The sequence below is a fragment of the uncultured Phascolarctobacterium sp. genome, from assembly GCF_905212365.1.
Classification (GTDB): domain Bacteria; phylum Bacillota; class Negativicutes; order Acidaminococcales; family Acidaminococcaceae; genus Phascolarctobacterium_A.
The window spans coordinates 1-10,435 of sequence record NZ_CAJMEH010000067.1; the positions used below are offsets into that span (position 1 = coordinate 1).

The 10,435-nt window shown below is 51.0% G+C and carries 9 protein-coding genes and 2 tRNA genes; 5 read left to right on the forward strand and 6 right to left on the reverse strand.

Annotated features, from left to right (window positions below; translation table 11 throughout):
- Positions 1 to 202: 202 nt before the first annotated feature.
- Both QZ105_RS09215 and QZ105_RS09220 read right to left on the reverse strand, forming a co-directional pair.
- Positions 203 to 279: transfer RNA gene (locus QZ105_RS09215), tRNA-Pro, on the reverse strand.
- 97 nt (positions 280 to 376) lie between these two features.
- Positions 377 to 712, reverse strand: a complete 336-nt coding sequence (locus QZ105_RS09220) for a hypothetical protein (RefSeq protein ID WP_293729628.1) — start codon at positions 710 to 712, stop codon at positions 377 to 379.
- A gap of 151 nt (positions 713 to 863) precedes the next feature.
- On the opposite strand from QZ105_RS09220, the gene mscL reads away from it, so the two are divergent.
- The 4 genes from mscL to QZ105_RS09240 all read left to right on the forward strand — a co-directional run bounded on the left by mscL (position 864) and on the right by QZ105_RS09240 (position 4,938).
- Positions 864 to 1,298 carry a large conductance mechanosensitive channel protein MscL gene (gene mscL / locus QZ105_RS09225; RefSeq protein ID WP_293729629.1) on the forward strand — a complete coding sequence of 145 codons (435 nt, stop codon included), beginning with the start codon at positions 864 to 866 and terminating at the stop codon, positions 1,296 to 1,298.
- Positions 1,299 to 1,439: 141 nt separating this feature from the next.
- Positions 1,440 to 2,660, forward strand: a complete 1,221-nt coding sequence (tyrS, locus tag QZ105_RS09230; RefSeq protein WP_293729630.1) for a tyrosine--tRNA ligase — start codon at positions 1,440 to 1,442, stop codon at positions 2,658 to 2,660.
- A 99-nt stretch (positions 2,661 to 2,759) separates the two neighbouring features.
- Positions 2,760 to 4,085 carry a branched-chain amino acid transport system II carrier protein gene (gene brnQ / locus QZ105_RS09235; protein ID WP_293729631.1) on the forward strand — a complete coding sequence of 442 codons (1,326 nt, stop codon included), beginning with the start codon at positions 2,760 to 2,762 and terminating at the stop codon, positions 4,083 to 4,085.
- The gene (locus QZ105_RS09240; protein ID WP_293729632.1) at positions 4,078 to 4,938 is read left to right on the forward strand and encodes an Mrp/NBP35 family ATP-binding protein; all 861 of its coding nucleotides are present in this window, start codon (positions 4,078 to 4,080) and stop codon (positions 4,936 to 4,938) included. Before brnQ ends, QZ105_RS09240 begins: the two co-directional genes overlap by 8 nt.
- Positions 4,939 to 5,360: 422 nt before the next feature.
- Here the strand turns inward: QZ105_RS09240 and QZ105_RS09245 are convergent.
- From QZ105_RS09245 to dnaG, 3 genes are all read right to left on the reverse strand, one after another.
- Positions 5,361 to 5,435 (reverse strand) — tRNA-Ile (locus QZ105_RS09245).
- A gap of 54 nt (positions 5,436 to 5,489) precedes the next feature.
- Positions 5,490 to 7,100 (reverse strand): RNA polymerase sigma factor RpoD, encoded by a 1,611-nt coding sequence (rpoD, locus tag QZ105_RS09250; protein ID WP_293729633.1) that lies wholly within the window; start codon positions 7,098 to 7,100, stop codon positions 5,490 to 5,492.
- Between the two features lie 19 nt (positions 7,101 to 7,119).
- Positions 7,120 to 8,904, reverse strand: a complete 1,785-nt coding sequence (gene dnaG / locus QZ105_RS09255; protein WP_293729634.1) for a DNA primase — start codon at positions 8,902 to 8,904, stop codon at positions 7,120 to 7,122.
- 221 nt (positions 8,905 to 9,125) lie between these two features.
- Between dnaG and QZ105_RS09260 the strand changes: the two genes are divergently transcribed.
- On the forward strand, positions 9,126 to 9,632 hold the full coding sequence (locus QZ105_RS09260) for a hypothetical protein (protein WP_293729635.1): 507 nt from the start codon (positions 9,126 to 9,128) through the stop codon (positions 9,630 to 9,632).
- A 39-nt stretch (positions 9,633 to 9,671) separates the two neighbouring features.
- Here the strand turns inward: QZ105_RS09260 and QZ105_RS09265 are convergent.
- A partial coding sequence (locus tag QZ105_RS09265) for a DUF4143 domain-containing protein (RefSeq protein ID WP_293729636.1) occupies positions 9,672 to 10,435 on the reverse strand: 764 nt, incomplete at its 5' end.

The window sequence follows — 10,435 nt, forward strand, 5'->3', positions numbered from 1 at the left end:
ATGGACACCCTTGCCTTCGGCTAACGCTTCCTGCTACCGAGCGCGTAGTGGACTTCCACCACCTAGTTATCGCCCATGCCGGGCACACCAAACAGTAAACCCCACTTGCATTAGACCGCAATCTAACGTAAGTGGGGTTTTTGCCTGCTTTATTCAGACAACAAAAAAGCCGCTCATCGAGCGGCTCCCTAGCTTTTGAAATTGGTCGGGGCGGCGAGATTCGAACTCACGGCCTCTTGTACCCGAAACAAGCGCGCTACCAAACTGCGCCACGCCCCGACATCAGCGCTGTGCTTATGCATCAGCAACGAGTAATATTATAAAGCAAATCGGCGCTCTTGTCAACACCTTTTCGCCTTATTTCAGCATTAAATTTTTAGCCCTGAGTAACTACACGAATGCTGGTCACTTCAAAGGCCTCGGCAATAGCCGGTAAAATTTCACGCTCGATATTGGTGCGGTGCAGCTCGCTTTCAGCTACCAGCATAATACGGGTGTCGGCATAATTGATGTTATGCACGCGGCTTACCAAACGCTTAAAGGTATCCTCGCCAATCAGCTCCTTCAGCTTTTGCAGGCGGGCAAACACCTCCGGTTTTTCCTTCTGCATACGCTCCTCCAGCGGGGAAAAAGGTACGGTCACTACGCGGGCGTCGCGGGCCAGGACAAAATTTTCCTCATTCTCGCCAGGTACTACTAAATCTTCACGCATTGTCTATTCCTCCATTTATGAAATATCAGCTAAACCTGCTTGCGCAGGATTGGTTTTATAATATTATATGCTACGACGACTTTTCAGTCAAGCGGCAGGATTTTTCGTCTGGAGGTAGAATATTGTATAAAAAGTTTAAAGGAGGATGCTTATGTCATTTAAAGAAGATTTTAAAAAGTTCGCTATGCGCGGCAATGTGATAGATATGGCTGTAGGCGTTATCATTGGCGGAGCCTTCGGCAAAATTGTCGGCTCGTTCGTCAACGACATTATCATGCCGCCGCTGGGCATGGCGATTGGTAAAATGGATTTTACCAATTTATTTATCAGCCTTAACGGCCAGCATTACGCTACCCTGGAGGCAGCTAAAAAGGCTGGCGCTCCCGTTCTGGCTTACGGCAGCTTTATCAACGCCGTGCTGGATTTCGTTATTCTGGCCTTCATTATTTTTGTCATGGTTCGCCAGATTAATAAGCTCAATCCGCCGCCCGCGCCTAAGCCGGACCCGCGGCTGTGCCCTTACTGCCGCTCGGAAATCGCCGACGATGCGACACGCTGCCCGCACTGCACCTCGCAGCTGGATTAACCAGATTTCAACGCTGTAAGCGCCTTTAAGCGCTTATGGCGTTTTTTATTTGCTAATCTAGATATAATGGGTTATAATGAGTTGTGATTATCAGCTGTGCGGCGCACGCCGCAGGTTTAAATATTTTAAGGAGGTCATTAGATGTCTGTCTTTGACGTGCTTTCGGAACGCGGCTTTATTAAGCAAATGTCCCATGAAAATGAAATTAAGGAATTACTGGAAAAGGAAAAAATCACTTTCTATATCGGCTTCGACCCCACTGCCGACAGCCTGCATGTAGGTCATTTTATCGCGCTGATGATGATGAGCCATATGCAGCGCGCCGGCCATCGTCCCATCGTCCTCTTGGGCGGCGGCACCGGTATGGTGGGCGACCCCAGCGGCAAGGACGAAATGCGCAAAATGCTGACGCCCGAATTTATCGCCCACAATATCGAATGCTTTAAAAAGCAAATGAGCCGTTTTATCGATTTCAGCGAGGGCAAGGCTATTATCGCCAACAACGCCGATTGGCTGCTGAATTTGAATTACGTTAATCTGCTGCGCGAGGTAGGCGTGCACTTTTCTGTCAACCGCATGCTGACGGCTGAATGCTTCAAAAAACGTTGGGAAAAAGGTCTTACCTTCTTTGAATTTAACTACATGATTATGCAGTCCTACGATTTCTGGAAGCTGCATCAGGATTACGGCTGCGTTATGGAGCTGGGCGGCGACGACCAGTGGTCCAATATGCTGGCCGGCGTAGAGCTGATTCGCCGCAAGGAGCAAAAGCCCGCCTACTGCATGACCTGCAAGCTGCTGACCACCAGCGACGGCCGCAAGATGGGCAAAACGGAAAAGGGCGCTCTGTGGCTGGACGCAGAAAAAACCTCTCCCTACGATTTTTACCAATACTGGCGCAATGTAGACGACGGCGACGTGGAAAACTGCCTGAGCCTGCTCACCTACCTGCCCATGGACGAGGTGCGCCGTCTTGCCTCCCTGAAGGACGCGGCTATCAACGAAGCGAAAAAGGTGCTGGCCTACGAGGTTACTAAACTGGTACACGGCGAGGAGGAAGCGCGCAAAGCCCAGGAAGCTGCGGAAGCCCTGTTCGGCGGCGGCGTAAATCTGGCCAACGTGCCGACCATTGAAATTGCCGCAGAGCAGATGAGCGCCAAGGTTATCGACGTACTGACTGCCGCCAAGGTTTTCAGCAGCAAGCGCGAAGCGCGCCAAATGATCGCCCAGGGCGGCCTCACCGTGAAGGACGCCGTGCTGAGCGACCCGGAAGCAGCGCTGAACCCCGGCCTGTTCGACGCCGATAAAAGCTTGCTGATCCGCAAGGGCAAAAAGAAATATTTCCGCCTGCTGGTCAAATAACTCTCAAGCAATCATAAGTTTCAGGGCAGATTCTTGCAGTCTGCCCTCTTATCATGTATACTGAGTACAAATACCTCTTTGCTGTAAAGGATGAATGAGATGAGTTTAGCGAAAATTCTGCCCATAGGCCTGATGCTGTTTTCTTTTTTCTTCGGCGCAGGCAACCTTATCTTTCCGCCGGTGTTGGGCCAAATGTCGGGCGAAAACCTGACGATTGCCGCCTTTGGCTTTTGCTTGAGCGGCGTCGGCTTTCCCTTGCTGGGTATTTTGGCCATGGCCATTATCCGCAGCAATAACCCCGACGATATGGCGCGGCCTGTCAGTACCCTCTACGCCCGCACGGTCTCCATTTTATGCGCGCTGACCATCGGCCCCTTTTTCGCCATTCCGCGTACTGCAGCGGTGTCCTTCGATACGGGCATCCTGCCCTTGCTGCCCGACGGCAGCGGCACTATCGGTCTGGCAGTTTATTCCCTGTTCTTTTTCGGGCTGAGCTATTTTCTTTCCGTCAATCCGTCAAAAATTGTAGACAATATCGGTAAGATTATGTCGCCTTTGCTGCTGATCTGCCTGGGTATTCTTATCTTTTTCGTTATTACAAATCCCATGGGGGACTTGCAGCCCGCCAACAGCGTTTACAAAACCGCGCCCTTCTTCAAGGGCTTTCAGGACGGTTACAACACGATGGATTTGCTCTGCTCCATGCTTTACGGCGCAGTAATAATCAAATCCATCGAAAACACCGGCATCAAAGAGCAAAAGCAGCTTACCAACATGTGCATTTATGCCGGTATCATCGCAGCCATCTGTCTGGCTTTAATTTACGGCGCTCTGGCTTATGCGGGCGCTGTCAGCACGGCGGCCTTCGGCATCGTGTCCAACGGCGGCCAGCTGCTGAATATGATTTCAGTCCACTACATGGGCTTTCCCGGTCAGATGGTGTTGGCGCTGATTATTTTCTTCGCCTGCATCACCACCTCCATCGGCCTGACGACATCTATTTCAGGTTACTTCCACGAGCTAAGCGGCGGCCAGCTGCAATACCAGCGCTTATGCCTGTATATTTCTTTGTTCAGCCTGGTCGTATCCAATTTCGGCCTGAATAATATTATTAAATTTTCCATTCCCGTTATCTGCATGCTGTACCCCATCGTTATCGCCATTGTGCTGCTGAACGTGGGCCACGGTTTTTTAAAGGGCGATAAGGTTATCTTCCGCGTTTGCCTGACGCTGACCACCATCTTTGCCATTTTCGACGGCCTGCGGGCCGGCGGCTTCCACCTGCAAGCGCTGGACGCGCTGCTGGTAGAGTATCTGCCGCTGTTCGACATTGGCTTCGGCTGGGTTCTGCCCTGCTTCGGCGGTATGCTGCTGGGCTACCTTTATCGTCTAATTTTTACAAGCAAGGTGAAAAATAATGAGTAACGAACAACAATGCAGCAGCTCTGCTACCTGCGGACGTTCCAGCTGCGAAGGCTGCCCTTCTGCCGCAGGCGCGCAGCAGCCCCAAGATTTTACCGCGAAGCTCCATGAAATGAGCAGCGTGAAAAAGGTTATCGCCATCGTCAGCGGCAAGGGCGGCGTGGGCAAATCCCTAGTAACCGGCCTGATGGCGACCGCTATGCAGCGCCGCGGCCATCGCTGCGGCGTGCTGGACGCCGATATTACCGGCCCCTCAATGAGCAAAAATCTGGGCGTCAAGGGCAAGGCCCAGGCTTCGGAAATAGGCATTCTGCCGCAAACAGCTCCCTGCGGCGTCGAAGTAATTTCCGCCAATATGTTCCTGCCCAACGAATCCGACCCGGTGGTTTGGCGCGGTCCGCTGATTGCCGGTATGGTCAAACAGTTCTGGAGCGACGTTATCTGGACGGATGTCGACTACATGTTTGTGGATATGCCGCCGGGAACGGGCGACGTTCCCTTAACCGTTTTCCAATCCCTGCCCGTCGACGGCATTATCGTAGTTACCTCGCCCCAGGAATTGGTATCCATGATCGTCGCTAAAGCCGTGAAAATGGCTAAGATGATGAACATTCCCATTCTCGGCCTTATTGAAAATTATGCTTACTTCCGCTGCCCGGACAACGGCAAGGATTACGAAATTTTCGGCCCCAGCCATTTGCAGGAAACTGCGGACGCCTACAGCCTGAAGGTGCTGGCGCGGCTGCCCATCGACCCCGCCATTGCCGCCGCAGGCGACGCAGGCAGGCTGCACGAAATACGGCTGCCGGAAATCGACGCCTGCTGCGAATACGTGGAAGGAGCCTTTAAGAACTAAAAAGAATACAGCAAAAGCCGCCTGATAAAAATCAGCCGGCTCATACTGTAGAAAAAGGTCGCTAAAAGGCGGCCTTTTTTAGCTCAATTTATATCTATATTTTGCTTGACTAGACCAGATCTTCTGGATGATAAATAAATTTCTCAATAGCTTTTTGCAAATTGTGAGTGCCTAATTCCACAAAACGTTGTATATATGATTGGATATGCTTTAAATTATCAGCTTCCTAAAGAAAATGAGCCAAGAATCCAAGCGCAAACTTTTACAGACCATGGTGCAAAAAGTCGTCATAAATAAAAACAACGGCGACGATTCTTATACCGTCACCGCTGCATTAAATTATACGCCTACTGCAACTACGAGCAATAAAGTTGATATAAATCTTGATAAGGCAGCCTGCAATAGTTCGCATAGATACGAATTGGTGGGCCCAGTAGGGTTCGAACCTACGACCAGCCGGTTATGAGCCGGCGGCTCTACCACTGAGCTATAGGCCCATACAAGCTACCAAACAGTAATATTTTATAATAGTATTCAGTTTATGTCAAGGCCTACTCTAAAAAGTCCTTCAGCTTTTTGCTGCGGCTGGGGTGACGCAGCTTGCGCAGGGCCTTAGCCTCAATCTGACGGATACGCTCGCGGGTTACGCCGAAATGCTGGCCAACCTCCTCCAGTGTACGCGACCGCCCGTCCTCCAGGCCAAAGCGCAGCTCCAGCACACGCTTTTCACGCACCGTAAGGGTCTCCAGAACCTCCTCCAGCTGTTCGCGCAGCAGAGTAAAGGAAGCGGCGTCCGCAGGCGCAGGCGCATCGTGATCCTCGATAAAATCGCCTAAATGGGAATCTTCTTCCTCGCCGATAGGCGTTTCCAGTGATACAGGCTCCTGAGCTATCTTCATAATTTCACGCACTCTGTCCACCGTCGTATCCATTTCCTTGGCGATTTCTTCCGGCAGCGGCTCGCGACCCAGCTCCTGCAGCAGCTGGCGGGAAACGCGAATCAGCTTGTTGATGGTTTCCACCATATGCACAGGAATGCGGATAGTGCGCGCCTGATCGGCAATAGCGCGTGTAATGGCCTGACGAATCCACCAGGTAGCGTAGGTACTGAATTTAAAGCCTTTATTATAGTCAAATTTCTCCACCGCTTTAATAAGGCCCAAATTACCCTCCTGAATCAAATCCAGGAACAGCATACCGCGCCCCACATAACGCTTGGCAATGCTGACTACCAAACGCAGATTAGCTTCGGACAGGCATTTCTTAGCGTCGTTACCCTGCTGGCGCACTGCCTTGAGCAGTTTATCGTAGCTTTCGCTGAAATCAAGATACTGCCCTGCCAGCGCCGTATCCTTTTCACGCCCGTCGGAAAGGCGGGCTTTGAGCTCGTCCAGCAGCGCCTTTAGTTGATAAAGATTATGGATATCCTTATCGCTGGTCGGACGGTTAACTACCAAACGCTCGCATTCGGGAATCAGGCATTTCTGCTCTACCATCAAGCGCTGCAAATGCAGGCGCTCATCGCGGGTAAATTCAAAAATCAAATCCTGATAATCCTCTATTTGATAGGGATTGCCCTCCTCCTGACGCTTCCGAATCATCTGCAGGACCTTGAACACCGAACGCATATGGGTCATATGCCATTCTTCCTGCATATACTGCCCGATTTTATCCAGCAGCGCCTTACTGTCGTCGGCAACGCTGAAAACCGGCGCGTCCAGCGCAATCATTTTACCGCGCAGCAAACGCTCGGCCTGACGTCCCTTGTCCATACGCTTAGCCAGCTTAATCTCATCCTCGCCTACAAGCAGAGGCACGCGCCCGATCTCTTTCAGATACATACGTACCGGGTCGTCAATGCTGATGCCTTCGGGAACGGAAAGGTTGGCTAATTCGGCTTCGTTGATTTCTTCTGTTTCCACATTATCGTCATTTTCGACCATGGGCAGCACGTCGTCATCAGCGGAATTGTCATCAACTATCTCCATACCCTTGCGTGTGATAACCTCGTACAAATGCTCCACATCATCTGAGGATACGGTTTCTAACGTGCTGATAGCACTCATAATGTCACGATAAGTGAGAACACCATTCTGCGATTTACCCTTCTGCAACAATTCGTCGATTTGTTCCTGAGACAGCTTATTGGTAGTTTCTTCCATGGTGTTCCCTCCTTCCATATTATTTGTAATTTCCATAGAGCTTTTTGATTTCATCCTTGATCCTTTGAGTCTCCACCAATTCATCCATAAAGCGCTCGTCCGACGACCTTTCGTATTCGTCCGCCAGCAAACGGTGCTTTTCGTATTCCCGCTCCCAATAGCTGCGCTGCAGCTGGCGCAGGTAATCCGCCAAAAGCTTATTTGCGTCGCCCGACGGTATCTGACGAGTTCTGATGCCAGCTAAAGCCGACTGTGCGGCGTCCTCCAAGGCATCGTTTAATTTATCAACAGTAAAAGCGTCCTTTGCCTGCAGCTCGCACAGCTTATCAAAAATCTGCGCCAGCTGCGGCGTGCTGAAGCCTGTTCTCCCAACTGTTTCCAGGCACTCATAAGCCAGCAGCGGCTGCTCTAGCAGCACTGCCAACAGCAGCTCCTCCGCCTGCTGGCCAGCGTTCGCCTGCTTACGCTGGGGCAGCCGCACATTTACAGGCTCATTTTTAGCTCCGCCTTTTTTTGCCGCCTTACGATATTCCTCAGCAATGAGTCCTTCGTCTATGGTCAGCCTTTGAGCCAGCCTGCGGATATGCTCTGCCGCTTCAATCTCGCTTTTACATTCTAATAGGAATGGTAGTATATTCGACACAACGTCGACTTTTCCTGCCAGATTTGTTACATCACCCTGCAAAATTGTTTCTTCAATCTGAAAATCAACGCCTTCCTGGGCTGCGGCAATTACCTGCATGAAGGCTTCCTTGCCGTGATGCCGGACAAATTCGTCCGGGTCCTTGCCCTCCGGCACGCCGGCAATACGCACCTTCAGCCCCGCCTCTCTGGCAATGCTCACCGCCCTTACGGAAGCACGCCGGCCGGCGCTGTCGCTGTCGTAGCAAAACACCGTCTCGTCCGCCATACGCTTGAGCAAAGCGGCCTGCTCCTGGGCGAAAGCCGTTCCCATGGAGGCCACCACGTTACCGATGCCTGCCGCGTGCAGGCTGATAGCGTCCATATAGCCTTCGACGATAATCGCCTGCCTGCTGCTGCGGATAGCCTTATACGCAATATCCATACCAAAAAGCAGCCGCCGTTTATTAAACCAGGCTGTCTCGCTAGTATTGAGATATTTAGGTGTGCTGTTGTCCAGCACCCTGCCGCCAAAGCCAACGATACGCCCCTTAGGGTCCTTAATGGGAATCATCACCCTGTTGCGGAACTTGTCGTAAAAGCCGGACTTACCTTTAGCGGCCAAGCCCGCAGCCTCCAGCTCCTGCGCTCCATAGCCACGTTTGCCCAGGCTCGTTACCAAAGCGCCAAAGCTGTTGACAGCATAGCCAATGCTAAAGCTGTCGATAATTTCCTTGGTAATGCCACGCCCGGCAAGATAAGCCAGCGCCGACTGCCCGTAAGCGGTCTTTAAAAGACAGGCCTGAAAAAACTTAGCCGCCGTTCCGTTCGTCTGATAGATACGCTCTCTTTGCTTTTCCTGCTCGATTTCAGCCGCCGTCCTTTGCTTTTCCGGCACAGGTATACCATAGCGCCCGGCCAGCAGCTTCATGGCGTCCATAAAGCCGCAGCCTTCAATCTTCATGATAAACTTAAAAATATCTCCGCCTTCATGGCAGCCAAAGCAATAAAACATATTCTTGCCGGGATTAACGGCAAAGGACGGAGTTTTTTCGCCGTGAAAGGGACAGCAGCCCCAAAAATTCTGGCCGCGTTTTTTCAGCGGCACATAGCTGGAAATCACTTCGACAATATCAGCGGCGCTTCGCACCTGCTCTTTAAAATTTTCAAACGCTCCATCCATGTCCACTTTTCCTCCGCCGCTAAATTACACATAAGTTATATTCAATGTTTAACGGCAAAATCCTCTTTTTTCTCTGAAAAATCTTCAAAAAATTGCTTACAACGCTTGCAGTGCAGGCAAAAAAATACTATAATATTTATTACGCTAAAATTAAATACAGCGGCGCTTTTCTTGCAGCCGCTGTTTTACCGAGCTTGTGTGTTCACGATGAGGTGCCGTCTATGAAAAAATTTATTTTATCCGTCGTTATGCTGCTGATGCTGCTGCCCTCCTTATGCTGGGCCGTAGAGCCTGTAATCACCAGCGACAGCCGTACCTTTAACCCCATTAAGGGCATTTATGACCTACGCGGTAATGTTTTTGTGCAATTCCCCACTCACGATACCACTCTGACTATTACCGGCGATACGACTCAAGTACACCTTTACAATATGGAAGTACATGGGCAGGGCAATATCCAGCTAAGCTTCGGCGATATGCATTTTAACTGCGATAAGGTAGACGTTTACCATAGCGACCGCACCGCTTATGTCAACGGTAATTTAAATTTTCAGGACGATACGGTGCATATCACCGCCGACAGCGGCAGCTATTGCTGGAAAACCAAGCTGGCCGCTTTTCACGGCAACGTAAAAATTAACGGCGAACCGCAAAGCGGCGACGTAACCTATAACGTGATGACGAAAGAAATTACGCGGCAAACGCCCCAAACAAATATAACTAAATAGCAGAAAAATCAAGCCCGGTCATTGTACCGGGCTTTTACTTTATACATATTCCGCAGGCACGTAATACGTTTCCCCATCAAGCTGCTGCAGCTCCCCGCCTATACCGATAATGCAGCCGCTGCCTAAAGCCGCCCCCTGCCCGGCAGCATAGTCTTGCAGCAGCGCAAAGCTTTTCTGCGCCCTGCGCACGCTGAAGCCGCCATTACAGATATTAACAGGGCACAGCCTACCGGCAGTACGCAGAATCAGCGTAATTTCCTTATTATTGGAATCGCGGTAAAAGTGAAAATCAGGCTCCTGCCCCCAACGCAAATAGCCCTCCCGCAGCGCGCTGACCACATAATTTTCGTACAGATTTTTAAAATACACGCTCTGCAGCAGCGACGCTCCTTCATGCAGCTGTAACAGATAAGCCGCTGCGCCCGTTTCCCTGAAATATACCTTGGGCGCTTTTACTAACCGCTTGCCATCAACCCGCTCTACCGGCTGCAATAAATACACCAATCCAGTCCCGGCTAAGAATTGTAGCCATTGCTTGGCGGTAGGTGCGGTAATTCCCACATTATTAGCCAAAATAGTATAATTCACTACGCAGCCCGTCATACTGGCCACAGCGCACAAAAAGCGGTAAAATTTGCCGCTGTCGCTTACGGTAGTACGCTCCATGATATCCTGCTGCAAAACGCGGCGTACCCAGGCCGCATAATCCGCTTCCGCGCCCAGCATTGCAGTCACAATCTGCCGCCGCTCCGCTGCCGTCAAACTGTACAAATAATCGGCCTGCACCACAAACGGCTGCCGTT

Bases quoted from the DNA above. Each gene is read 5' to 3' on its own strand.
- QZ105_RS09220 (WP_293729628.1), bottom strand. From the start codon at position 712: ATGCGTGAAGATTTAGTAGTACCTGGCGAGAATGAGGAAAATTTTGTC.
- mscL (WP_293729629.1), top strand. From the start codon at position 864: ATGTCATTTAAAGAAGATTTTAAAAAGTTCGCTATGCGCGGCAATGTG.
- tyrS (WP_293729630.1), top strand. From the start codon at position 1,440: ATGTCTGTCTTTGACGTGCTTTCGGAACGCGGCTTTATTAAGCAAATG.
- brnQ (WP_293729631.1), top strand. From the start codon at position 2,760: ATGAGTTTAGCGAAAATTCTGCCCATAGGCCTGATGCTGTTTTCTTTT.
- QZ105_RS09240 (WP_293729632.1), top strand. From the start codon at position 4,078: ATGAGTAACGAACAACAATGCAGCAGCTCTGCTACCTGCGGACGTTCC.
- rpoD (WP_293729633.1), bottom strand. From the start codon at position 7,100: ATGGAAGAAACTACCAATAAGCTGTCTCAGGAACAAATCGACGAATTG.
- dnaG (WP_293729634.1), bottom strand. From the start codon at position 8,904: ATGGATGGAGCGTTTGAAAATTTTAAAGAGCAGGTGCGAAGCGCCGCT.
- QZ105_RS09260 (WP_293729635.1), top strand. From the start codon at position 9,126: ATGAAAAAATTTATTTTATCCGTCGTTATGCTGCTGATGCTGCTGCCC.